This window comes from Paraperlucidibaca wandonensis, from assembly GCF_042677145.1.
GTDB classification, from domain to species: domain Bacteria; phylum Pseudomonadota; class Gammaproteobacteria; order Pseudomonadales; family Moraxellaceae; genus Perlucidibaca; species Perlucidibaca wandonensis.
The window spans coordinates 1,822,798-1,846,568 of the sequence record NZ_JBHTIT010000001.1 but is presented as its reverse complement, the minus strand read 5'-3'; the positions used below and the strand labels follow the sequence as shown (position 1 = coordinate 1,846,568).

26 protein-coding genes are annotated in these 23,771 nt (G+C 55.0%); 17 read left to right on the top strand and 9 right to left on the bottom strand.

Annotation, left to right across the window (positions count from 1 at the left end; all coding sequences use genetic code 11):
• The first annotated feature begins 31 nt into the window (after positions 1-31).
• From ACFQ0F_RS08705 to minE, 4 genes are all read left to right on the top strand, one after another.
• A complete protein-coding gene (locus ACFQ0F_RS08705) occupies positions 32-286 on the top strand; it encodes an acyl-CoA-binding protein (protein ID WP_340676076.1) in 255 nt (84 codons plus the stop codon).
• 103 nt (positions 287-389) lie between these two features.
• Positions 390-1,118: a septum site-determining protein MinC gene (minC, locus tag ACFQ0F_RS08700; RefSeq protein WP_340676077.1), complete on the top strand. Its 729-nt coding sequence runs from the start codon at positions 390-392 to the stop codon at positions 1,116-1,118.
• A gap of 46 nt (positions 1,119-1,164) precedes the next feature.
• Positions 1,165-1,974 (top strand): septum site-determining protein MinD, encoded by an 810-nt coding sequence (gene minD / locus ACFQ0F_RS08695; protein ID WP_340676078.1) that lies wholly within the window; start codon positions 1,165-1,167, stop codon positions 1,972-1,974.
• Position 1,975: 1 nt separating this feature from the next.
• The gene (minE, locus tag ACFQ0F_RS08690; protein WP_340676079.1) at positions 1,976-2,230 is read left to right on the top strand and encodes a cell division topological specificity factor MinE; all 255 of its coding nucleotides are present in this window, start codon (positions 1,976-1,978) and stop codon (positions 2,228-2,230) included.
• A 111-nt stretch (positions 2,231-2,341) separates the two neighbouring features.
• Here the strand turns inward: minE and ACFQ0F_RS11725 are convergent, their stop codons facing one another.
• Positions 2,342-3,010 (bottom strand): glycine zipper 2TM domain-containing protein, encoded by a 669-nt coding sequence (locus tag ACFQ0F_RS11725; protein WP_449304929.1) that lies wholly within the window; start codon positions 3,008-3,010, stop codon positions 2,342-2,344.
• A gap of 97 nt (positions 3,011-3,107) precedes the next feature.
• Positions 3,108-4,766, bottom strand: coding sequence for an energy-dependent translational throttle protein EttA (ettA, locus tag ACFQ0F_RS08680; protein ID WP_340676081.1), 1,659 nt, complete (start codon positions 4,764-4,766; stop codon positions 3,108-3,110).
• A 156-nt stretch (positions 4,767-4,922) separates the two neighbouring features.
• On the opposite strand from ettA, the gene nhaA reads away from it, so the two are divergent.
• Complete coding sequence (nhaA, locus tag ACFQ0F_RS08675) at positions 4,923-6,038, top strand: Na+/H+ antiporter NhaA (protein ID WP_379072163.1); 1,116 nt, start codon at positions 4,923-4,925, stop codon at positions 6,036-6,038.
• On the opposite strand, the gene ACFQ0F_RS08670 is transcribed toward nhaA, so the two are convergent.
• Entirely contained in the window at positions 5,982-6,914 is a 933-nt protein-coding gene (locus tag ACFQ0F_RS08670) for a metal-dependent hydrolase (RefSeq protein WP_379071204.1), read from the bottom strand. The genes nhaA and ACFQ0F_RS08670 overlap by 57 nt on opposite strands.
• Before the next feature lie 10 nt (positions 6,915-6,924).
• Positions 6,925-7,842, bottom strand: coding sequence for an alpha/beta fold hydrolase (locus ACFQ0F_RS08665; RefSeq protein ID WP_379071201.1), 918 nt, complete (start codon positions 7,840-7,842; stop codon positions 6,925-6,927).
• Positions 7,843-8,010: 168 nt separating this feature from the next.
• On the opposite strand from ACFQ0F_RS08665, the gene glyA reads away from it, so the two are divergent.
• The 12 genes from glyA (at position 8,011) to ACFQ0F_RS08605 (ending at position 17,794) form a co-directional block, all read left to right on the top strand.
• Positions 8,011-9,282 carry a serine hydroxymethyltransferase gene (gene glyA, locus ACFQ0F_RS08660; RefSeq protein WP_340676085.1) on the top strand — a complete coding sequence of 424 codons (1,272 nt, stop codon included), beginning with the start codon at positions 8,011-8,013 and terminating at the stop codon, positions 9,280-9,282.
• 55 nt (positions 9,283-9,337) lie between these two features.
• Positions 9,338-9,802 (top strand): transcriptional regulator NrdR, encoded by a 465-nt coding sequence (gene nrdR, locus ACFQ0F_RS08655; RefSeq protein ID WP_340676086.1) that lies wholly within the window; start codon positions 9,338-9,340, stop codon positions 9,800-9,802.
• Positions 9,799-11,001, top strand: a complete 1,203-nt coding sequence (gene ribD, locus ACFQ0F_RS08650; protein WP_379071197.1) for a bifunctional diaminohydroxyphosphoribosylaminopyrimidine deaminase/5-amino-6-(5-phosphoribosylamino)uracil reductase RibD — start codon at positions 9,799-9,801, stop codon at positions 10,999-11,001. The genes nrdR and ribD overlap by 4 nt, the downstream gene beginning before the upstream one ends.
• Before the next feature lie 17 nt (positions 11,002-11,018).
• Positions 11,019-11,684 (top strand): riboflavin synthase, encoded by a 666-nt coding sequence (locus tag ACFQ0F_RS08645; protein ID WP_379071194.1) that lies wholly within the window; start codon positions 11,019-11,021, stop codon positions 11,682-11,684.
• The gene (locus ACFQ0F_RS08640; protein WP_379071191.1) at positions 11,671-12,030 is read left to right on the top strand and encodes a hypothetical protein; all 360 of its coding nucleotides are present in this window, start codon (positions 11,671-11,673) and stop codon (positions 12,028-12,030) included. The genes ACFQ0F_RS08645 and ACFQ0F_RS08640 overlap by 14 nt, the downstream gene beginning before the upstream one ends.
• Positions 12,031-12,071: 41 nt before the next feature.
• The gene (ribBA, locus tag ACFQ0F_RS08635; protein ID WP_340676089.1) at positions 12,072-13,175 is read left to right on the top strand and encodes a bifunctional 3,4-dihydroxy-2-butanone-4-phosphate synthase/GTP cyclohydrolase II; all 1,104 of its coding nucleotides are present in this window, start codon (positions 12,072-12,074) and stop codon (positions 13,173-13,175) included.
• A 15-nt stretch (positions 13,176-13,190) separates the two neighbouring features.
• Positions 13,191-13,664, top strand: a complete 474-nt coding sequence (gene ribH / locus ACFQ0F_RS08630) for a 6,7-dimethyl-8-ribityllumazine synthase (protein ID WP_340676090.1) — start codon at positions 13,191-13,193, stop codon at positions 13,662-13,664.
• Positions 13,665-13,667: 3 nt separating this feature from the next.
• The gene (gene nusB / locus ACFQ0F_RS08625; RefSeq protein ID WP_340676091.1) at positions 13,668-14,108 is read left to right on the top strand and encodes a transcription antitermination factor NusB; all 441 of its coding nucleotides are present in this window, start codon (positions 13,668-13,670) and stop codon (positions 14,106-14,108) included.
• Between the two features lie 50 nt (positions 14,109-14,158).
• The gene (gene thiL, locus ACFQ0F_RS08620) at positions 14,159-15,226 is read left to right on the top strand and encodes a thiamine-phosphate kinase (protein WP_379071186.1); all 1,068 of its coding nucleotides are present in this window, start codon (positions 14,159-14,161) and stop codon (positions 15,224-15,226) included.
• Positions 15,227-15,236: 10 nt separating this feature from the next.
• Positions 15,237-15,764: a phosphatidylglycerophosphatase A family protein gene (locus ACFQ0F_RS08615; protein WP_340676093.1), complete on the top strand. Its 528-nt coding sequence runs from the start codon at positions 15,237-15,239 to the stop codon at positions 15,762-15,764.
• 102 nt (positions 15,765-15,866) lie between these two features.
• Positions 15,867-16,466, top strand: a complete 600-nt coding sequence (gene ribA / locus ACFQ0F_RS08610; protein ID WP_379071182.1) for a GTP cyclohydrolase II — start codon at positions 15,867-15,869, stop codon at positions 16,464-16,466.
• Positions 16,463-17,794: a tryptophan--tRNA ligase gene (locus tag ACFQ0F_RS08605; protein ID WP_379071179.1), complete on the top strand. Its 1,332-nt coding sequence runs from the start codon at positions 16,463-16,465 to the stop codon at positions 17,792-17,794. The genes ribA and ACFQ0F_RS08605 overlap by 4 nt, the downstream gene beginning before the upstream one ends.
• 22 nt (positions 17,795-17,816) lie before the next feature.
• On the opposite strand, the gene ACFQ0F_RS08600 is transcribed toward ACFQ0F_RS08605, so the two are convergent.
• The 5 genes from ACFQ0F_RS08600 to ACFQ0F_RS08580 all read right to left on the bottom strand — a co-directional run bounded on the left by ACFQ0F_RS08600 (position 17,817) and on the right by ACFQ0F_RS08580 (position 23,670).
• Complete coding sequence (locus ACFQ0F_RS08600; protein ID WP_340676096.1) at positions 17,817-18,245, bottom strand: CBS domain-containing protein; 429 nt, start codon at positions 18,243-18,245, stop codon at positions 17,817-17,819.
• Between the two features lie 87 nt (positions 18,246-18,332).
• A complete protein-coding gene (locus tag ACFQ0F_RS08595) occupies positions 18,333-20,327 on the bottom strand; it encodes a 1-deoxy-D-xylulose-5-phosphate synthase (RefSeq protein WP_379072160.1) in 1,995 nt (664 codons plus the stop codon).
• A gap of 38 nt (positions 20,328-20,365) precedes the next feature.
• Entirely contained in the window at positions 20,366-21,319 is a 954-nt protein-coding gene (locus tag ACFQ0F_RS08590) for a polyprenyl synthetase family protein (protein WP_379071175.1), read from the bottom strand.
• Positions 21,320-21,324: 5 nt separating this feature from the next.
• Positions 21,325-21,576 carry an exodeoxyribonuclease VII small subunit gene (locus tag ACFQ0F_RS08585; protein WP_340676098.1) on the bottom strand — a complete coding sequence of 84 codons (252 nt, stop codon included), beginning with the start codon at positions 21,574-21,576 and terminating at the stop codon, positions 21,325-21,327.
• 54 nt (positions 21,577-21,630) lie between these two features.
• The gene (locus tag ACFQ0F_RS08580; protein ID WP_379071172.1) at positions 21,631-23,670 is read right to left on the bottom strand and encodes a TonB-dependent receptor; all 2,040 of its coding nucleotides are present in this window, start codon (positions 23,668-23,670) and stop codon (positions 21,631-21,633) included.
• Positions 23,671-23,771: the final 101 nt, after the last annotated feature.

The following is a 23,771-nucleotide window of genomic DNA, read 5'->3' as shown; positions in this document are numbered from 1 at the left end:
CCAACTCTTTTTATTTTCACGGAGACTGGCCATGAGCGCCTTTGAACAAGCCCAAAAAGATGTAAAAACGCTGACCCAACGCCCTGGCAATGACGATATGCTCGCGCTCTATGCGCACTTCAAACAAGCCAGTCAAGGCGATGCCAGCGGCAGCCGCCCCGGCATGTTTGACATGATCAATCGTGCCAAGTTCGACGCTTGGGCTGCGCTAAAAGGCATGAGCCAAGCCGCTGCAGAGCAAGCGTATATCGATAAAGTAAATGCGTTGTTGAAAACACACGCTTAATACACTGCTTTTAGACCGTTTTTTGCGACAAATGCGGCGTTTGGCTTGCATGCCTGCGCCGCCTCGTTTCCAATACACCCATCGCTTTTATTGATTCAACGCTATGGCTTCCTCCGCTGTTTCTGACGCATCCGCTGCATTTCAACTCAAAGGCAGTTCATTTACCGCGACCGTGCTGGAATTGCAGTCGGCGAGTCTTACTGAAATAAAAACCCAGCTAGCCGCACGCACGCTCGATGCCGCTGCTTGGCTGCAGCAGTCTCCGGTTATTTTAAGCGTTGAGAAAGTGGCTGAAAGCGCTGCTGATTGGGCGGCCATTGTTGCTCTCTGCCAATCTTTCGGCGTCAGCTTGGTTGGTTTGCGCGCGCCCAAAGCCATGCATGAAGCCCTAGCCTCGGTCGGCCTGCCTGTGCTGGCCTCATTGCGCACGAAAAGTGCTGAAAAAACTTACGACGCCGATGGCCATCGTGTCGCCGTAGAGCCTGAGCAAAAACCAGTTGCTGCGGCGACTACGCAAGTTATTACCCAGCCTGTACGCGGTGGTCAGCAAATTTACTCATCCGGTGATTTAGTCATTTTGGCGCCGGTGAGCGCGGGCGCTGAAGTCATCGCCGATGGCCATATTCATATCTACGGTCCATTGCGTGGTCGCGCTCTGGCGGGCGTGCAGGGCGACACCAGCGCGCAAGTATTTTGTCAGTCGCTTGAGGCTGAGCTGGTGTCTATCGCAGGGCGCTACCGCGTTGCCGATGACCTGCGCTCCGACTCACATTGGCGCAAGGCTACACGCCTGAGTTTGAGTGAAGATATGTTGAACCTGTACGACCTTTGAACAATACTGGCGGGTAACGCTCGCTCATGCTTTTGAGGAATCTTTTGTGGCAAAAATTATCGTCGTAACGTCGGGTAAAGGTGGGGTAGGCAAGACCACCTCGAGTGCTGCTATTGGCACTGGTTTAGCGATGCGTGGGCATCGTACTGTGCTAGTAGATTTCGATGTTGGTCTGCGTAACCTAGATCTCATCATGGGCTGCGAACGCCGTGTGGTGTATGACTTCATCAACGTTGTGCAAGGTGATGCCACGCTAAACCAAGCGCTGATCAAAGATAAGCGTTTAGATAACTTATTCGTTTTGGCTGCCAGTCAAACCCGTGATAAAGATGCCCTGACTGTCGAAGGTGTAGGTCGCGTCATGAGTGAGCTTAGTGCGCAGTTCGATTTTGTCATCTGCGACTCACCTGCGGGCATCGAGAAGGGCGCGCATATGGCGATGTACTTTGCCGATGAAGCTGTCGTGGTGACCAACCCCGAAGTGTCATCGGTGCGTGACTCCGATCGTATGCTGGGGTTGCTGTCGAGCAAATCTAAGCGTGCTGAAGAAAATCGCGAGCCAATTAAAGAGTTCTTGCTGCTGACTCGCTACGATCCGGCGCGTGTTGAAACCGGCGAAATGCTTTCGGTGACCGACGTAGAAGATATTTTGTCGATCAAGCTGCTTGGCGTCATTCCTGAGTCACAGGCTGTGTTGAAAGCCTCAAACCAGGGTGTTCCAGTAATTTTTGATGCCGAAAGCGATGCTGGCCAAGCCTATGGTGATGCCGTGGATCGTTTGCTCGGCGCTGACATGCCTCACCGCTTTTTAGAGGTGCAGAAAAAAGGCATCTTGAAGCGACTTTTTGGAGGCTAACATGAGCTTTATGGATTTTTTCCGGGCGCAAAAAAAGCCCACGACTGCATCGATGGCGAAAGAGCGTTTGCAGATTATTGTTGCTCATGAGCGCGGCCAGCGCTCACAGCCCGACTATTTGCCGCAGCTGCACCGCGACATTTTAGAAGTGATTCGTAAATATGTGCCGATCACTGAAGATCAGGTGCAAGTTGAGCTCGATAGCCAGGGCACTTGCTCGGTGCTGGAGCTAAACATCACGTTGCCAGACCGCTAAGCGGTTATAGCGTTTGTAGCGGGAAATAAAAAAAGGCCTTTAGTGTGAACTAAAGGCCTTTTTGCTATCTGTATACTGCTGCGTTAAGAAGCTCGTAGCGCTAGCAGCATTTTAGCGGCGGACTACGCTGCCACCACTCATGCGTATTGCGTCACCCACTGAGAAGCCGGGGTTGTTGTCGTAATAAATACTGCGCACTTCGCCGCTATCTAGGCGCACCGACATCTCGTAGCCGCGAACACGGCTGCCTTCATAGCGATTGCCCGCATAAGCACCACCTAATGCGCCTGCAACGGTGGCCACTTTTTTGCCACTACCACCACCAATCTGATGGCCAATGACGCCGCCAGCAACTGCGCCTAAGACCGCACCAATGCCGGTTGGGCCATTACTCGCCGCTGCAATCGGTGTGATGCCAGTAACTACACCGCAATCTACGCAGCTGGAATAACGCTCAGTTGTTGCTTTCGACTGATGGCCATACTCAGCATATGGCTTTTTCTGAACAGGCTGCTGCTTAACTTCAGCCACGCGCACGCTGGTGCTGGCTTCTTTTGCAGGCTCTTTCGGCTCAATAGCATGCCATTGCTCTTTGGCATCAGGTGCGGCAGGAATTTCAGCTACACGTTCAACCGTGGTGGTGCCATCGGTTTCGGCAGCGGTAGCTGAGCCAATGGGCAGCCAGCCTAGGGTCTTAGCGCTAGCGACAACGCCGAAAATAAGCACTGACAGCGCAGCCAAAGCAATCAGTGGATGCAACTTACGTGAGGAAATATCCATGGTGATCTCTAGGTTTAGTTACTGGCATTAAAAACGCCCGGCCTAGAGGACTCGTTGACCGAGCCATAGGGCGGGCGCTGATATAGCCTAAAGCGACTTAGGCCATTTTTTTGTATTTCACTCGCTTAGGCCCAGCATTGCTGCCGAGTTTTTTGCGACGATACTCTTCGTACTCGGTGTAGTTGCCGTCGTACCACTCCACATTATCGCCTTCAAAAGCAAGGATATGCGTGGCGATACGGTCTAGGAACCAGCGATCGTGAGACACCACCATGGCCACACCGGGGAAGGTCAATAGCGCTTCTTCAACGGCACGCAGGGTTTCTACGTCGAGGTCGTTTGAGGGTTCGTCGAGCAGCAGCACGTTAGCGCCAACTTGCAAAATTTTCGCTAGTTGCAAACGGTTACGCTCACCACCAGACAAGTCTCCAACACGTTTTTGCTGATCTTGGCCCTTGAAGTTAAAGCGGCCGATATAAGCGCGTGATGGAATCTCGTAATCACCGACTTTCATGATGTCGAGGCCGCCAGAGACTTCTTCCCAAACCGATTTGCTGTCGTCGAGTGAGTCGCGAATCTGGCCGATGTACGCCACCTTCACACTCTGACCGACAACGACTTCACCGGCATCAGGCTTTTGCTCGCCAGTGATCATGCGGAATAGTGTAGTTTTACCGGCGCCGTTGGGGCCGACAATGCCAACAATCGCCGCTTTCGGCACAGTGAAGCTCAAGTTTTCATAAAGTAGGCGGTCGCCAAATGATTTGGCAATACCTTTGGCCTCAATGACTTGGTCGCCTAGACGCTCACCAGGTGGAATATAAATTTCCTGAGTCTCGGCGCGTTTCTGGAACTCTTTGCTCGATAACTCTTCATAAGCCTGCATACGCGACTTAGATTTCGCCTGACGCGCTTTCGGGTTACTACGTACCCATTCCAGCTCGCGTTTCAAAGCCTTGGTGTGGGCTTCCTCTTGGCGATTTTCCATGTCTAGACGCGCACTTTTTTGCTCTAGCCAGCCGGTGTAGTTGCCCTCGTAAGGGATGCCACGACCGCGGTCGAGCTCCAAGATCCATTCGGCTACGTTCTCAAGGAAGTAGCGATCGTGGGTAATGGCGACGATGGTGCCGGGGAAGTCTTTCAAGAATATTTCCAGCCAGCCCACGGATTCGGCATCCAAGTGGTTGGTTGGTTCGTCGAGCAGCAGCATGTCGGGTTTCGACAGCAGCAGGCGGCATAGCGCCACGCGGCGGCGTTCACCACCAGACAGTGTCGCGACTTCAGCATCCCAAGCCGGTAGGCGTAGGGCATCGGCGGCCTGCTCAAGCTGGTTGTTCAGGTTGTGGCCATCCCACGCTTGAATGATGGCTTCGAGTTTTTCTTGCTCAGCGGCAAGTTTGTCGAAGTCAGCATCTTCGCTGGCGTATTCGGAGAAGACTTCGTCGAGACGAGCCATGGCGTCGAGGCATTCGCGCACGCCATCTTCGACGTTGCCGCGCACGTCTTTGCTGGCATCGAGCTCGGGTTCTTGCTCTAGGTAGCCAATTTTAATGCCGGCTTGAGGGCGAGCTTCGCCGCTAAAGTCTTTATCGACACCAGCCATGATGCGTAGCAAAGTGGATTTGCCGGAGCCATTGAGGCCGAGTACGCCAATTTTTGCGCCGGGGAAAAAAGATAGCGAAATATCCTTTAGAATCTCTCGCTTAGGTGGAACTAATTTAGACACCCGGTTCATGGTGTAAATATACTGCGCCATACAATGCTCCTGTATTAGGGCGGATCAAGCGGCGCAGTATACTGCACCCCGATCAACCTGCGGGAACTCGTGACAAAGGAGATGCGTGTGAGGGTTACAACGACACAATGGCCGTGGCAGCGTTGGGCACCAGACGTGCAGGCGGGCATTTTATTAATGCTGGCTACATTTGCGGCGCTAGCGCTGGCTAACACGGCAGGCCGTGAGTTTTACGAATGGCTGCTGTCTATCCCCGTGCAAGTACGCGTGGGTGCGCTGAATATCGACAAGCCTATGCTGTTGTGGATTAACGACGGCTTGATGGCGGTGTTTTTTCTCATCGTTGGCTTAGAAATTAAGCGCGAAATGGTGCATGGCCATCTCAGCTCGATGAAGCAAATCGTGTTGCCTGGCGCTGCAGCCATTGGCGGCATGGCTGTGCCAGCACTGATTTACGTTGCACTCAACTATCAGGATCCAGCATTGCTAGCCGGCTGGGCAATTCCATCGGCAACAGATATTGCCTTTGCTTTAGGCATCATTGCCTTGCTCGGCTCGCGTGTGCCGCCGGCATTGAAAGCCTTTGTTATGGCTTTAGCGGTGATGGATGACTTGGGTGCGGTGATCATTATCGCGCTGTTCTACACCAGCAAATTATCCGTACTCTCGCTAATTATTGCGGCAATTTCGACTGCGGCCTTGTTCATAATGAATCGCACTGGCGTAAGGCGCATCTCGCCCTATGCCGTAGTTGGTCTAATTTTATGGGTCAGTGTGCTGAAGTCTGGTGTGCACGCTACGTTGGCTGGTGTGGTTATTGCGTTAGCAATTCCGGTGACTCGCGATGGTCACGGAAATTCGCCATCTGAGCGCTTGGAGCATGCGCTGCACCCGTGGGTGGCGTTTGCCATTGTGCCTATTTTTGCCTTTGCCAACGCTGGCGTGAGTTTGGCGGGGCTTGGCTTTGAGGTGCTGTCAAATAGCGTGTTTCAGGGCATTGCGCTGGGCTTATTCGTTGGTAAGCAGATTGGTATTGTGGGCTTTTCGTGGTTCTGCGTGCGCATGGGTTGGGCGCAGCTGCCTGATCGTACCAACTGGCGCCAGCTCCATGGTGCCGCCGTGCTTTGCGGCATCGGCTTCACCATGAGTCTGTTTATTAGTTCGTTGGCGTTTGAGCATTCTGGCCAAAGCGTCGCGCTGGTCGATCGTTTGGCCGTGCTCGTGGCATCGTTTGTGTCAGCCGGCTTGGGCTACTGGCTGCTCTCGCGCGAGGGCGGCTCGCGCGGCGGGTGAGCGCGCCAAGTAGTTTAGTGCCTGCTCGGTATTGCCTTCGCTTTCAGGATGGAAGCGAGGCGATATCCAATGCAGTGTGGCCATGCAGAATGCCGAAAAGCGCGGTACGTTTTCTCGGCTAATGCCATTGCTTTCAAGTTCTAGTAATAGTCTAAGCATGCTGCTGCGAGCTAAGCGTAAGCTATGTTCGTCATCTTGATCTTGTGCCGCGAGCTGACGGTAGCCATCCATAAATAGATAGATAAACAAGGGAAATACAGCAGCCATCATGGCTTGCCGGCTGACATAAAAGCCCAGCTCGGTCTTGCACAGATGCTCATATAGATCATAGGCAACGCTGCGGTGCTCAACTTCTTCAGCCAAATGCCAGCGAAACAAGTCGGCCATGGTCGGCTCGGCTTTGTCCCAGCTGGTGTTATCCATGCACCATTGCCCCAAAAAGCCGGTGAAATGCTCAATGGCAGCTACTAGCCCGACACGTGCGATCAGCCAAGGTTTTTGTAGGCGCTTGCGGTTAAGCATATTGATGCCCAATGGCGCATCGCTCAGTAGCGTGCCGAAGATGCGATCGGAGCGCGCTAGCAGTGCGGTGATGTCGACATTGTGTCTTTCTAAATAAGGCCACGCACCTTTGTGTGCACGTGCGTGCATGCCTTCTTGAGCAATAAAGCCTTTCACTTCTAAGCGCAATTTTTCATCTTTGATAAGTGGCAGCGCTTGATTGAAGACACGGCAAAACCAGAGCTCACCCGCCGGTAAAATCAAGTTGATGCTATTGATCAAATGAGTGGCAAATGGATCATTTGGGATCCAATGCAATGGCGTTGTGGATAAATCGAATTGCACTTTACGGGCTTTTAGCGTGTGAACTGTCATGATGGTTTCCTCAGGCAACGGCCAATGCTTTGAGTGCGGCGGGGCGTGTTTCTTGTGTCATTCCAAAGGCAAACTCAGCAATCCATTGCGCAATGAGGTCGGGCTGGCTCAGCACAACCCAATGGCCAGCGTCGATGTCGCGGCGATAAAGCTCGGGCACCCATGTTTTCAGATCATCAAACAGACTGACGTTGACGAACTTGTCGCGAGCGGGAACGATGATTTGCACCGGGCAGCAGGCGAAGGCTTCGGCGGGGCCAGTGAGCTTATTAAGGAAGTTGGCGCGATAAAGTTTTACGCCCTCAACGCCATCGGCGGTTTGCGAAGGGTTGGGATGCTGTTCTTGCACGCGTTCAAAGCGTGATAAGTATTTTGGCCATAAGCGGCCTACACCCAGCTTCCACATGCTCGGCGCTACCACCGGCACTTGAAATAGCATGATGTACCAAGAGCTGGTGAGCTGGCGCAGGCCTTCAATAATGGCTCTCGGTTCGCTGCTGCCCAGGCGCTTGCGCATCCAATGGCCGGCATGATCTAAGCTCGGGCCAGAAATGCTGCTGAAGCTGATGATGCGATCATCGAGCGCTTGGCCGGTAACGGACTCCCAGCTTTGAATCGAGCCCCAGTCGTGTGCGGCGAGATGGAATCGCTGCGCTGGGATGACTGAGTCGACCACGGCTTCGAGGTCGTGAGCTAGCTGCGTCAGGCGATAGGCCGCGACATTGCGGCCAGAGTCCGACTCGCCGGCACCGCGTACATCATACAAAATGACATGAAAATGCTCGGCTAGGCGCTCGGCTACCGGTAGCCAGACGCGATGATTATCGGGATAGCCGTGCACCAGCACTAAGGCCGGTGCATCTGGTGAGCCCATGCTTTTGGCATGCAATGTGATGCCGTCAGTGCTGCGAATTCGATAGGTGTTCACGACAAAGCTCCGCCATGTATTTGCTAATGTCGTAATCTTTACACTGCACACTGTTACATTGCAAACTATTTGCTACTGAGTTGGTGGTTTCTGGCGCTGCCTTTCTGCCTGATTTGCCGTATAATCTGCCATCACTTATGAGCACCCCGAGTCGCCACGGAGCCCCGCATGTTCAGCAATGACCTCACCATTTCGCGTTTTGACCCTGAATTAGCCACTGCTATGGCGCAAGAAGATGCGCGCCAAGAAGCGCATATCGAGCTGATTGCCTCGGAAAACTACTGCTCGCCAGCGGTGATGGAAGCGCAGGGCTCGAAGCTGACCAACAAATATGCCGAAGGTTATCCGGGCAAGCGCTACTACGGTGGCTGCGAATATGTCGATGTGATTGAGCAATTAGCCATCGATCGCGCGAAAGAATTGTTTGGCGCTGACTATGCCAACGTGCAACCACATGCTGGCTCGCAAGCCAACAGCGCCGTATTCCTGGCTTTGTTGAACGCTGGCGATACTGTATTGGGCATGTCTTTAGCTCATGGTGGCCACTTAACGCATGGTGCGAAAGTTAACTTTTCCGGCAAAAACTACAATGCCGTGCAGTACGGTATCGATACCGACACTGGCCTGATCGACTACGACGAAGTTGAGCGCATGGCCGTAGAGCACAAGCCGCGCATGATCATTGCAGGCTTCTCGGCATATTCGCAGGTCTTGGACTTCCCACGTTTCCGCGCTATTGCCGATAAAGTCGGCGCTTATCTGTTTGTCGATATGGCTCACGTTGCTGGCCTAGTCGCTGCCGGTATTTATCCGAACCCAGTGCCTTACGCTGACGTTGTCACTACAACAACGCACAAGACTTTGCGTGGCCCGCGCTCTGGTTTGATCTTGGCTCGCGCCAATGCCGACATCGAGAAAAAGCTTAGCTCGGCGGTATTCCCCGGCAACCAAGGCGGCCCGCTGATGCACGCTATTGCGGCGAAAGCTATTTGCTTTAAAGAAGCGATGGCGCCTGAATTCAAGGCATATCAGCAAGCGGTTGTGAAGAATGCGCAAACCATGGCTCGTGTATTCATGGATCGTGGCTTTGATGTAGTGTCTGGCGGTACCGAGAACCATCTGTTCCTGCTCTCGCTGATCAAGCAAGACATCACTGGTAAAGATGCCGATGCAGCCTTGGGCCGTGTTGGCATTACCGTGAATAAAAACGCAGTGCCGAATGATCCACGTTCACCATTCGTGACGTCGGGCATCCGTATCGGCACGCCAGCAGTGACCACGCGTGGTTTTAGCGAGGCTGATTGCGCTGAGCTGGCGGGTTGGATTGCTGATGTCATCGAAGGTTTGAAAGCTAACCCTGAAGGCGATGCGGCAGTGGAAGCACGCGTGGCTGCTGCGGTCAAAGCGATCTGCGCTAAATATCCGGTGTACGGCGCTTAATTAAGCCCGACATCAAAACACTGTTGTTGACGAAACACAGGGTGGTTCTTTTCTCATGTATTGTCCGTTCTGTAAGGCAGAAGAAACCAAGGTCATCGACTCACGTCTGGTGACCGATGGTGATCAAATTCGCCGCCGCCGGGAGTGCATCTCCTGCGGCGAGCGCTTCACTACGTTTGAAACCGCCGAATTAGTTATTCCTCGCGTCATCAAATCTGATGGTACGCGCCAGCCTTTCGACGTCGAGAAGCTGCGTGAAGGCATGCTGCACTCCCTGCAAAAGCGCCCAGTTAGCATCGATCGTATTGATGCTGCGGTGCATCAAATCATGCATAAATTGCGCGCCACCGGTGAGCGTGAAATCAAAACGCGGCATATTGGCGAGTTAGTGATGACTGAGCTCAAGCGGCTCGATCCTGTGGCTTATGTGCGTTTTGCTTCGGTCTATCGCGACTTTCAAGATGTCGATGCTTTCCGCGCTGAAATCGATAGCTTGCGCCCGGCTGAGACTGGCGAGTGAGCGAATTTACCGCTGCCAATTACGCGCATATGGCCGAAGCCTTGCGCCTTGCCGCGCATGGGCAATATTCGGTGCATCCCAACCCGCAGGTCGGCTGCGTTATCGTTCGCGATGGCGTGGTGGTCGGTCGCGGCGGACATTTGCGTGCAGGCGAAGCGCATGCGGAAGTTTATGCTTTGGCTGAGGCGGGAGAGTTAGCTCGCGGTGCAACAGCCTACGTCACGCTCGAGCCCTGCGCACATCATGGCCGTACGCCGCCCTGTGCTGAGGCATTGATCGCTGCTGGCGTGGCAGAAGTGGTGGTCGCCGTTCGTGATGCTAATCCGCAGGTCGCTGGCCGTGGCCTCAAGCTCTTAAGAGATGCCGGCATTCATGTCCGCGATGGCTTGCTCGCTGAACAGGCGCAGGCGCAAAACCCCGGATTTTTACGTGTGATGGCCGGCGGTCGCCCTTGGCTGCGCGCAAAAATAGCCCTCAGTGCCGATGGCCGCAGCGCCATGGCATCGGGCGAGTCGAAATGGATTACCGGCAGTGCCGCCCGCGCCGATGTGCAGCGATGGCGGGCACGTAGCAGCGCTATTATTACCGGCTCTGCTACGATTTTGGCCGATGACCCTAGTTTGAATGTGCGTCCAGAGATGTGGGCGGATGCTGCGCAGCTGCAGGCACATGCGGCCAATGGCGTGCGTCAACCTGAGCGTGTGGTGCTCGACACGTTTGCGCGTACGCCTATAGATTCCGCATTGTTTGCGGCGGGTGGTGCGGTGCGCGTATTGCATGGTGCTATTGATGGTTCTGCTGAAGTGGCCGCTCGAGTTGAGGCTCTGAAGGCAAGTGGTGCATTACTGCAGGCGATAGCGTTGGCAACAGCTAATTCGCCTACACAGAGCGCTCCGCAAACGGCCAGCAACCAATCAGGTCTAGATATTCACGCGGCATTATCCACGCTAGCGGCAGCGGGCCATCACACCTTAATGCTGGAGGCGGGCGCCACGCTCACCGGTGCTTTTTTACGAGCAGGCGTGGTCGATGAATTAATTGTTTACCAAGCGCCAACGTTACTCGGCAGCGAAGCGCGTGCTGCCATTGCATGGCCCATGCAGCGCATGACTGAGCAGTGCCGCTTGAGGGTTACGGATCGCCGCCAAATCGGTGAAGATACCCGCACGATTTACCATTGCTCAGTTGCAGCAACTTAAGGCTCCGGAGTTAGGCAATGTTTACAGGCATTATTGAAGCGGTTGGTTTAGTACGACGTATGGAGCCGCGCGGCGGAGACCTGCGCTTAACCATCGCCACCGGCAAGCTAGACATGGCTGACGTCAAACTCGGTGATTCGATTGCTACTAATGGCGTTTGCCTGACCGTGATTGCGCAGGGCAGCGATTGGTATAGCGCCGATGTCTCGCTGGAAACCGTGGCACGCTCAACGTTAGCGAACTTCACCGTTGGCCATCGCGTCAACTTAGAAAAAGCTTTGTTACCGACTACGCGCTTGGGCGGCCATTTGGTCAGTGGTCATGTTGATGGCGTTGGTGAAATTGTCTCGGTTACGCCAAGTGCGCGCTCGATTCGCTACCGCGTGAAAGCCCCTGATAGCCTCGCGAAATACATGGCGGAAAAAGGTTCGATCACCACCGATGGCGTGAGTTTGACCATTAATGCCATCGATGGTGCCGTGTTTGATCTCAATATCGTGCCGCACACCGTGCAAGAAACTAATGTCGGTGATTGGGCTCCAGGCGTTAAGCTCAACCTCGAAGTCGATGTTTTAGCGCGCTACCTCGAGCGTTTGATGATGGGCGAGCGCGCTGCACAATCCACTGCTGGCGCTGGTATTACGCTGGCTATGTTGGCGGAGAATGGTTATGGCTCACATTAAAATGAAGCACACTTTTTCGCAGCACCTAAAGTTGGCGGCACTGGTGATTGCGCTCATGCCTGCCTCGGCATTTACTGTCGATTTTGCCGCCGCCCGCGAGCAGCAGTTTATGCAGACCTGCATGACAGATGCGACCGTAGCTGCTGGCCAGCGCGAAGCCTTGTGTCGTTGCATTTTTGACGCCTTCGCCTACGGTGGCGAAACGCGTTTTGGCATCACCGATGTTTTAGCTTTAGACGAACGTGTTTGGGAGGCTCCTGATCGGCGCCTACCTCGCAATGCCCTCGGCGAGGGTGTACGCCAAATCCGCCAAGCCTGTGTTCGTGAAGTTAATACGGCACGCTAATTAACCGGCCTTTTCTCGGCCATTAACTCGATAGGATAGGCATGAAACTTGATTCTGTAGAAGCGCTGATTGAAGACATACGCCAAGGCAAAATGGTGGTGTTGATGGACGACGAAGATCGCGAAAATGAAGGCGATATCGTCATGGCCGCCTCACATTGCCAAGCCGAGCACATCAATTTTATGGCGCGTCATGCGCGCGGCTTAATTTGCATGCCGATGACGCGTGAGCGTTGCCAGCAGCTCGATCTCGGCCTCATGGTGCAAGCCAATGGCTCCGGCTATGGCACGAAATTCACCGTGTCTATTGAGGCGGCAACAGGTGTCACTACTGGTATTTCCGCTGCCGATCGCGCACGCACCGTGCAGGCGGCTGCTGGCTTAAATGCTACGTCGGCAGACATCGTTCAGCCGGGTCACATTTTCCCATTGATGGCTGAGCCCGGCGGCGTTTTGCATCGTGCTGGCCATACCGAAGCTGCTTGTGACTTCGCGCGACTAGCAGGTCTTGATCCCAGCGGTGTTATTTGTGAAGTGATGAATGACGACGGCACCATGGCGCGCCGTCCTGATTTAGAAAAGTTTGCCGAAGAGCATGGGCTGAAAATCGGCACCATCGCCGACTTAATTCACTACCGCATGGTGCATGAGCAAACCGTGGCATGTGAGTCGACACGCACACTGCCTACTGAGTTTGGTGACTTCCAGCTGCACGTATATCGCGAAGCCAACAACGACGGTGTACACATTGCCCTAGTTAAAGGTGAGCTTGGAAGTGGTGCTGTGCCGACAGTACGTGTGCACGCCGTAAGCCCGTTGCGAGATCTTTTACATGCTCGCTATAACGGTCGCTTGGGTTGGAATATGCAGCGCAGCCTGAAAGCCATAAGCGAGGCCGAGTCTGGCGTGCTAGTGCTGCTCAGCCAAGACTATCGCGCCGCCGATATGATTGAACACATCGAAGGTTTTTTTGCTGAGCGTCCGCGTACGACGGAGACATCTGGCATGTACCGCACTATCGGTGTTGGCTCGCAAATTTTGCGCGATTTAGGCGTGTCGAAAATGCGTTTGCTGAGCTCGCCAATGAAATTTAATGCGCTCTCGGGTTTTGGCCTTGAGATCGTCGAATACATTACTACTGATTAAATCTGAGGATAAACCATGAGCCAAATCAAAACCTTGGAAGGTAACTTCCAAAACGCCAATGCCCGCTATGCGATCACCGTTGGCCGTTTCAATAGCTTTGTTGTGGAATCACTGCTCAGCGGTGCACTTGACGCGCTAAAGCGTCATGGCGTGACTGACGACAACATCACCGTCGTGCGTGCACCAGGTGCGTGGGAGCTGCCATTGGTAGCGAAAAAGCTCATTGCTACTGGTAAATACGATGCTGTTATCGCGCTTGGCGCCGTGATTCGTGGTGGCACACCGCACTTCGATTTCGTCGCTGGCGAATGCGCGAAAGGCTTGGGCGTTGTGTCATTGGACTCGGATATTCCAGTGAGCTTTGGCGTGCTAACGGTCGATTCCATTGAGCAAGCGATTGAGCGTTCAGGCACGAAAGCAGGCAATAAAGGCGCCGATGCAGCTATGGTTGCCATCGAGATGATTTCGCTACTAAAGGCGGTAGGTTAACTCGTGAGCGCAAGCCCTGGCCTCAATCCTGCAGCGCGCCGTAAGGCCCGGCGTTTCGCGCTGCAGGGACTCTATGAATGGCAAATGTCTGGTAACCCGGCATTTGAAATCGAGGCGCGTTATCGCGTCGAAAATGCCATGCACAAAGTTGACTTGGATTATTTCCATGACCTGCTGCATGGCGTGCCACCGATCCATGCCGAACTCGACGAACTGTTTACGCCACTGCTCGACCGCGAGTTTTCCGCGCTAGACCCAGTGGAGTTGGCGATTTTGCGCATCGGCAGTTTCGAGCTTCAGCATCGTGTCGACGTGCCTTATCGCGTGGTGATTAACGAGAGCATTGAGCTGGCGAAAACCTTTGGTGCGACCGAATCACATAAATACATCAACGGTATTTTGGATCAGTTGGCGCAGAGCTTACGCCGGCATGAGCTTGATTAATTCATGATGCTTTTCAGCTCAGCGATGCCAGCTATGCGGAGTTTTGCGCAGTGAGCATCGGTGAGTTTGAGTTGATTCGGCGCTACTTTGTTCGCGACAAAATCACTGTGCCGGGGCACCCAAGCGTGGGCACTCCGCAAGTGACTTTGGGCATTGGCGATGATGCTGCGCTGCTGGAAGTGCCTGAAGGCGAGCGCTTGGTGGTGACCACCGATACGCTGGTTGCTGGCCGACACTTCTTGCCCAATGCCGACCCTGGCGATATAGCTTGGAAGGCGCTGGCGGTGAATCTCTCTGACCTGGCGGCGATGTCCGCTACCCCATTAGCGGTGACGCTAAATCTGACTTTGCCCGAGGCAGATGAATCGTGGCTGGCGGCATTTTCCACAGGATTTTGGAATTTAGCCGACATCTATGAGCTGCCCTTGGTTGGCGGTGACACCACGCGTGGGCCATTGTCGGTAACCATTACCGCAATGGGCAGCGTTGAGCAGCGTTATGCTTTACGGCGCAGCACGGCTCAAATTGGCGATGTGATTTGTGCCACCGGAACTTTGGGCGATGCTGGCGCGGGTTTGGCGCTGGCGCTGTATGCGTTTAAACAAGCGAGCTTGCCGTTGGCTTCAGATGCCACGGCTGCTGCGCTCGCCGATGAAGCGCTACTCAACCTTTCCGATGATCACCAAGACTATCTCCTCGATCGGCTCAATCGGCCATCACCGCGCATAAACTCAGGTGTGGGCGTTCGTGGTTTCGCCAGCGCCGGTATGGATATTTCCGATGGTCTCTTGCAGGACCTTGGCCATCTGCTCGCGGCTTCAGGCGTGGGCGCAGAGCTTGAGATCGACAATCTGCCTCTATCCGATGCGCTGAAAGCGTATGCTCGCACCAGCCTGAAAGCCCATGCGCAAGCACGTGATTGGGCCTTAAGCGCCGGCGATGATTACGAGCTACTGCTGACCATCCCGCCAGATAAATGGCAGCAGCTCGATAACACGCCGGCAATAAAATCTAAGCTCACAGCCATCGGTAAAGTGACGAAAACTCTCGGCTTGCGCTTGACCAAGCAAGGCAAGGCTTGGGAGCATGAAGGCCTCGCTGGATATCAGCACTTTTGAGTACGCGCGCATGAAACAGCCGCTGCCACGCTTACCGCGTGCGCTGGATTTATTAGCCTATGGTTTTGGCTCAGGCCGCAGTCCGAAAGCTCCAGGCACTGTTGGCTCTGCGCTCGCCGTGGTTTGGTTTGCCGCATTCGCCAGTTTTCCCTTGCCGGTGTACCTGATTTGGGTGGCGATTGCCGCTGTCGCCGGCGTCGCCATTTGTGGTGAGGCCGCTAAACATATGGGCGTACATGATCATCCGGGCATTGTCTGGGATGAGTTTGTTGGCCAATGGATTGCGCTAATCCCCGTGGTGCCACTGCTGAACTGGGACACCCACCACGTTATTGCCGTACTGCTCGGCTTTGGCCTGTTTCGCCTCTTCGATATTTGGAAGCCATGGCCGGTGAGCTGGGCCGATGGCCATGTGCATGGCGGCCTTGGCATCATGCTCGACGATATTATTGCAGGCGCTATGGCCGCTATCGTGCTCTATTTCATCCTGCCGTATTTGCCCGCAGCCGAAGCTGGCTGGTTTGGTATCGTGCAATAAGCACTCACGCTTTTTTGCGTACTCCTTCTGCGCGCGAGTCTGCCGCAGAGGGGCGCAGTTTTGCTACACTCTGCACCCCCTGCGTTGACCGGAGCCGATCTGGTGGCCTTTGAATTTGTAGCTGCATCCCGCTTGCCGACACAGTTTGGCGAGTTTTCCATTCATGCATTCCAAGATAGCGCCTCTGGCAAAGAGCATATTGCCCTGAGCATGGGCACGCTTGATGACGGCGAGCCAGTGCTAATGCGCGTGCATTCGGAATGCTTAACGGGGGACAGCTTTGGAAGTTTGCGTTGCGATTGCGGCCCGCAGTTACATGCCGCCATGCAGCAAGTCAGTGAGTTAGGTCGCGGCGTTATTTTGTATTTACGACAAGAAGGCCGAGGCATTGGTCTGGTCAATAAAATCCGCGCATATGCCTTGCAAGATGCTGGTGCCGACACCGTTGAGGCCAATGAGCAACTCGGTTTTGGCGCTGACTTACGCGAATACGCCATGTGCGAAGACATGCTGCGGCATTTAGGCGTAACTCGTGTGCGCCTACTAACTAATAACCCTAAGAAGGTTGATGGCCTGCGTGCTGTAGGCATCGATGTCATTGAGCGCGTGGCTTTGTTTGTTGGCGGCAACCCGCACAACGAAGGCTATATGCAAACTAAGACCGATAAAATGGGCCATATGCTGGCGCCGGAGAAGTCATGAGCGTGCGTGTTCTCACCGGCATTACCACTACCGGCATCCCACATTTGGGTAATTACGCCGGCGCTATTCGCCCAGCGGTTGCCGCTAGCCGCGAGAGCGGTGTCGATGCCTTTTATTTTCTTGCCGACTATCACGCGCTGATCAAATGCGATGACCCCGCGCGCATCGCTCAGTCGCGCTTGTCTATCGCCGCAACGTGGTTGGCCTGTGGCTTGGATGCTGAGCGCGCCACGTTTTATCGGCAATCAGATATTCCTGAAACCACCGAGCTGAACTGGCTGCTGACTTGTGTTGCTGGCAAAGGCTTGTTGAATCGTGCGCACGCTTATAAGGCTGCAGTAACGGCAAATGTCGATGCGGGCCAAGATGCCGATGCCGGCGTGACCATGGGTTTGTATAGCTATCCTGTGCTAATGGCCGCCGATATTTTGCTGTTCAATGCCCATCGCGTGCCGGTCGGTCGCGACCAAATTCAGCATGTGGAAATGGCGCGTGATATCGCCCAGCGCTTTAACCACGTTTTCGGCAAAGGTCGCGACTATTTTACGCTGCCTGATGCTGTTGTTGATGAGCAAGTGGCGACGTTACCCGGCCTTGATGGCCGCAAAATGTCGAAAAGCTACGACAACACCATCCCGCTATTTTCTACCGCGAAGCAGTTGAAAACTGCAATTTCGCGCATCGTTACCGATTCACGTTTGCCTGGCGAAGCCAAGGATGCCGACAGCTCGCATCTATTCCAAATCTATCGTGGCTTTGCCAGCAATGAGTCCAGCGCCGAGTTCCGCCAGAGCCTGCTCGATGGCATGGGCTGGGGCGATGCCAAGCAACAGCTCTTTGCCTTGCTCGATGCCGAGCTAGCGCCGGGTCGCGAGCACTACAATGCCTTGCTGCAACGACCAGATGATCTTGAAGATATCTTGCTAGCAGGCGCGGCTAAAGCGCGTGCGATTGCGCAACCATTTTTAGCGGAATTACGCGAAGCCGTAGGCTTGCAAAGCTTTCGTAGCAAAGCGGCTAACAACACAGCGAAAGTGAAAAAAACGACGAATGCTGCGCGCGTGGTTAGTGCTCGCGATAGTGATGGTCAGTTCCGTTTCCGTCTGCGCAATGCCGCCGGCGATGTGCTGCTAACCAGCATCGCCTTTGCTGATGGCAAAAGTGCCGGTCTAGCGGCGAAAGCCATGATTCAAGGCAGTGATGAATGGCAGAGCAGCGAGTCTGCTTGTGCGCTGTGGCAGGCTGGCGTATTGGTGGCTGAGTGCGAAGCGGAGCTGGCTGATGCTGCGGTTATCGCCTTAGCCGAACTGCGCGCTTTAGAAGATTAACTGCCCAGGCGGCAGTGGCTAGTTAAGTAGCCACTGCGCTAGCAGGGTCTCGTTTTTGCGCAAGATCATGGAGTGCGCGCAGCACATCGCGGCGACTAATCTGACCGACCACCACGCCCAAGTCATCAACTACAGGCAAGCGTCGGCGCCCACGTTTCTGAAACAAATCAGCAGCGTCTAAAATACTTTGGCTAGGATGAATGGAGTCGATGCCAATACTCATGACATCGCGCACTAGGCCTGAGCTCATGTCGTAATAACCCGACTGCAAAAGGTCACCCAGGCAGTCAGCCTCAGAAAACATACCAATTAGTTCGCCATTTTGAACCACGGGCGCGCCAGATATTTTGTGCTGCAGCAGGGTTTTGATGGCGGCATCGATGCTCACTTCAGGGCTGAGCACGATAGGCTGTTTAGCCATGTAATGGTCGACACGGATATCATGCAGCATCTAGCGACCTCGACTTAGCGACTATGGTTATCGAGTCATGGCCTAAGTCGAGGGCGGGGTCAAGTGGCTTGCGCCCAGTGACAGTTTTTAGTGGCCGAGCTGCGTGCGAGCAAGGCGTTCGCCGATGGCGCGCACAATGCCATCGCGATCAAGACCGCAGGCGGCATGCATTTGCACAGGCGAGGCGTGTTCGATATAGGCGTCGCGAATGCCGATGGTGAGTAGGCCGCAGTGGTAGCCATTGGCGTGCAGCCACTCGCCGACAGCTGAGCCGGCTCCGCCCATCACCGCGTGCTCTTCAACACTGACCAATAGGCTGTGGCTGTTGGCAAGTTCGACTAAGCAGGCTTCATCTAGCGGTTTTACCCAGCGCATATCAACGATGGTGGGCGTTGCTAGACCTAGTTTTTTTAGCTCATCGGCGGCCTGTGCCACGGCTTCTAGGCGCGAGCCGAAGTTTAGGATGGCAACTTCAACGCCACGACGTAGCGTGCGTGCGCGGCCAATGGCTGGCAGCTCAGTGCTTGCGTTGATAGCTGCGCCAGTGCCGGTACCGCGCGGATAGCGCACCGCCGATGGGCCTTGGTGTTGCCACGCGGCTTCGAGCAGGGCGTGGCATTCGGCTTCATCGCTGGGCGCGGCGATGATCATATTGGGGATGCAGCGCAGGAAGGCGAGGTCGTAGGCGCCGGCATGCGTCGGACCATCTTCGCCAACTAAGCCGGCACGATCGATGGCAAAGGTGACATCGAGATTTTGCAGGGCAACGTCGTGAATGAGCTGGTCATAGCCGCGTTGTAGAAACGTCGAGTAGATGGCGACAACGGGTTTCAAACCTTCGCAGGCAAGGCCGGCGGCAAAGGTTACTGCGTGCTGCTCGGCAATCGCCACGTCGTGATAGCGCTCGGGATATTGTGCGGCAAAACTCACCATGCCTGAGCCTTCGCACATGGCTGGCGTGATGCCGACCAAGCGCAAGTCTTTCGCGGCAGCTGCGCAAAGCCAGTCGCCGAAAACATCGGAGTATTTTTTCGGCTTCGGCGCGACAGCCGCAACTACATGAGCGGCGCTGGCTGTGGCATCAATAGAGCTAGCCGCTGTTTTCTTCGCCTTAGCAGCGGGCTCTGCTGCACGCTCGGTCACTGGCGCAATTTTGCTAATCGCGTGATAGCCAATTGGGTCAGCTTCGGCCGGCGCAAAACCTTTACCTTTGGTGGTAAACACATGCAGCAGCTGCGGCCCTTTCGCCTCGCTTAAATTGGCGATGGTCTCGATAAGCTCATCGAGGTTGTGGCCATCAATCGGGCCAACATAGTTAAAGCCGATGGACTCAAACAAGGCGCCGGGCGCGTCGGTGACCATGGTCTTCATTTGTTCTTCGGTGCGGCGAACAAAGTTCATCGCGGTAGGCATCGATTGCAGCACGCGCTTGCCGCCTTCACGTAGCGCGATATAGCTTTTGCTTGCCCAAATACGCGAGAAATAATTCGACAGGCCGCCGACTGCATTTGAAATCGACATTTGGTTGTCGTTCAAAATCACCAGCATATTGGCATTTTGATGTGCAGCGTCATTTAGCGCTTCGAAGGCCATGCCCGCCGTCATTGCGCCATCGCCAATAACGGCAACCACTTTACGCTCACTGCCAGTGAGCTCGGCGGCACGTGCCATGCCCAGTGCGGCAGAAATCGATGTTGACGAGTGGCCAACGCCAAAGGTGTCGTAAGGCGATTCTTCGCGGCGTGGAAACGCGGCGAGGCCATCTTGCTGGCGCATGGTGAGCATTTGCTCTTTGCGACCAGTTAAAATTTTGTGCGGATAGGTCTGATGGCCAACGTCCCAGACAACTCTGTCCTGAGGCGTGTTGTAGACATAATGCAGGGCAATGGTGAGCTCAATAACGCCGAGGCCGGCACCAAAGTGACCGCCTGTTTGACCCGTGCTCCAGAGCATAAACTCGCGTAATTCGCGGGCCAGTTCAGGCAGCGCGTCGACCGGCAACTCACGCAGTTTATCCGGCGTCGGCACTTGGTCGAGCAGGGGCGTAAGCGGTCGATTCAGCGGAATTTCGTGGAACATCAGAGGCCTTCCTGAGCAGATGGGCGAATTATACCCATTCGTCAGTGATCGCGCGCGAGTAAGTAGTTTGCCAGCGTGCGTAATGGTTCTGCGGGCTCGCCCAATGGCGCGAGTGCGGCCAAGGCATCATCGGTGAGTTGGCGCGCTAAAGCTTGCGCTGCTCCTAAGCCCAGTAGTGCAGGGTAGGTGGCTTTCGCATGTGCGGCGTCGGCGCCAGATTGCTTGCCAAGCGTGGCGGTGTCGCCGATGACATCAAGCACGTCATCGTGGACTTGGAAGGCTAGACCTAAAGCATCGGCGTAATGATCAAGTGCTGCGAGTTGAGCCTCGCTGGCGTTGCCAGCAAGCGCGCCTAAACGCACGGCGGCGCGAATCAGAGCGCCGGTCTTGTAGCGATGAATTTGACTGAGGGCATCGACGGTGATGCTTTGGCCTTCGGCGGCGAGGTCGAGGCGTTGGCCATAAACCATGTCGCGTGCGGCCTGAGCCAGTGCGCGCGTTTGCTCGGCGGCGATTAGTGCGTGTGCGCTTGAGGATACGCGTGCCGCGTCTGCATTCGGCGCATCAACTAGCCCGTCGCTTAGTGCGCAAAAGGCCAGAGCTTGCAGCGCATCGCCGGCTAAAAGTGCTGTGGCCTCATCGAACTGGCGATGGCAGGTGGGCTGGCCACGGCGCAGATTATCGTCATCCATGCAGGGTAAGTCGTCGTGCACTAGTGAGTAGCCATGAATGCACTCGACGGATAATGCCGCCGATTCAGCGGCCTGCCAGCTGCCGCCGACGCTTAAGCACGCGCCCCAAGCTAAAGCTGGTCGCACGCGCTTGCCGCCATTGGCCATGGCGTAGTCTATGGCGGCGTTAAGCCGCTCATCATGGCCCTGATGGCGTGCGAGAAAGTCCTGCAGCAGAGGTGTAAAGCGAGTCTGCGTCTGAACTAAAAGCTCTGGCAGCGAAGCGGCCGCTAACGATGTAGCGGCCTCAGATGCGATGGGCATGGTGCTTAGCTATCGTCGCGCGGTGTGAATGCCTCGGTGTCGAGGCTGCCATCGCGCTTGGCGAGTAGCAGCTGCACTTTTTGCTCGGCGGCATCTAGCGATTGCTGGCATTGGCGGGTGAGGCGCACGCCTTCTTCGAAGGCTTTTAGTGCATCTTCCAATGGCAAGTCGCCGCCTTCTAAGCGCTGCACTTGCGACTCTAGTTCGGCGAGCGCGCGCTCAAAATCGACAGGCTTTGCTTGCGTTGCGTCCGTCATCGCGGCTCTCCGTTTTTCGCACAAAATTGAATGCGCTATTTAACCATGCCACGGCTAAAACTTATATCGCAAGCCTACGACGCCGCCACGCCCTGGCGCTGGCACGGCATCCTTAATGAACGATGTGGCGCGGCGAATATCATCATCGAGCAAGTTAGTGCCTTGCACGAAAACACTGGCCTCGCTGCTGCCATGACGGTGCAGCACTACGCTGACATCGGCATTTAGCAGGCCATAGCCGGCAGTTTGTGTGTCGAGGCGACCTGGGCGATCTTGATCCATGGCCTGAACATAGCTGATGTTGGCGCTGGTGGCTTTAAAGTGGCCATGCAAGCTCAGGCCATAGCGTGCCGGAGTTAGACGTGGCGCAGGAGCATCGCCAGTCGAAGTTTCGATGGTGCCACGCACGGCATCGGTAAAGCCGCGAATGCTCAGCTGTACGGGGCCGTCGGTTTCATTTAAAAGCGCATAGTTGGCGGCGAGTTCGTAGCCGCTGAAGCGAGCGCGATTTTGACGATAGTTGATCAACAAGAACTCGCCGGCAGCATTGACAGTGCCATCGTCTTCAACTCGTGTTGGATTGCCGAGGCCATCGTCGACTTCACTGGCATAAATATAATTGCGTGCCTGCTTGTGAAATACGCTGGCCTCGAAGCCAAAGCGGCCTTGGTGATGATCAAAGCCAATCTCCAAATCTTGACTCTGTTCTAAGCGCAGCTGAGCGCCGCCAACTTCGAAGGTTCCAGTGGCGGCGTGAGGGCCTTGGGCATACAACTCCTCAATGGCCGGTGCACGTTCAGCATGCGTTAGCGTGATACGTAAGTGGCTGTTTTCGCTGATGTCATAAAGATTGCCTAACGATGCACTGACCGGCGTAAAGTCACGAGCAACGGCTCCTTCTGGGTCCATTCGTACGCTTTCCACCCGCGCACCTAACTCAATTTTATTGCGGCCAAAGCGGCGCTCTTCCAGCACAAAAAGTCCAGCCTGCTGGCTTTTGGTTGCCGGCACATAAGCCTCATCGCCAATGGCGGCAAATTCGCGTTGACCTAATTGCACACCGACCACGCCACGAAAGCCGGCAATAGGCTGATGCACAGCTTCAATGCGTGCCTGCGTTTCATTATTGGTGAAGCGTGTGCCGGCAGTGGCGGCATCTTCAAACTCGGTGTGGCCATAGCGCGAGTCGCTGATCTTGAAGCGTAGAGACTCCAATGCTGAAATAGGGTCACGAAGCAGCGCCTGTGCGTCGTAGCGGCGCTGGCGCATAACGATAAATGCTTCATCCTCCACCGGCAGGCCATAACGTTGGTCGTATTGGCTGGCGGAGAAGCCAAAGGCATTGCCTGCATCGCTGATATAGCTATAGCCGAGTGCGCCGTTATCGAGGTCGTTGGCGCTATTGGCGAGGCGGCCTTGGCTCGGACTGCTGCCATCCACAGCCGCATTGCCTGGAATGGCGTAGTTTTCGCTGCGGCTACGGGTTCCGTCGATATGCCATTGGTGATTGCCTTGGCCATAGTTGATGTCGGCCGCGCCTAGAGCGTTGCGTGCGTTGGAGCCTTGGCTCGCCTCTAGCGATCCTGAAAAGCCTTCGGTTACCTCGGTGGCAAGGCGCGAGTCGGTGACATTGACCACGCCGCCAGAGGCGCTGCTGCCGTAAAGCAGGCTCGCGGGGCCTTTAATAATTTCGATTTGGCGCGCGATTAAGGGGTTGATGGTGACCGCATGATCGGGGCTGAGCGCCGACACATCCATGGCGCTAATGCCGTTGGCGAGCACATCGACGCGTGGACCAGATTGTCCGCGAATGACCGGACGTGATGCCCCAGCGCCAAAGTCGCCGGTGCTAATGCCGGGCTCATTTGCTAAAGTTTCGCCAATGCTTGCGCGCTTCTTACTGGCCAAGTCTTCACCGCTCAAAACTGCAATAGGCTGTACTAACTCATCGGCAGTGCGGCCTAAAGGGCTGGCGCTAATGGTTATTTCGAGTAATGGCTTGGCTTCTGGGGTGTTGGCCAAACTCATGCCGCTAGCTAATGCAGTAAGGGCAAAAAGACTTAAAGGTGTAGAGCGATAAAGGCGGGCGCGCATTAAACATATCTCCGGTGGCTGATGGCCGATATGTTATACCATAACACTTTTAGTGCAAGCCCTAAGACTATTCGGCAGGCATCATCGACTGCGTTATGATG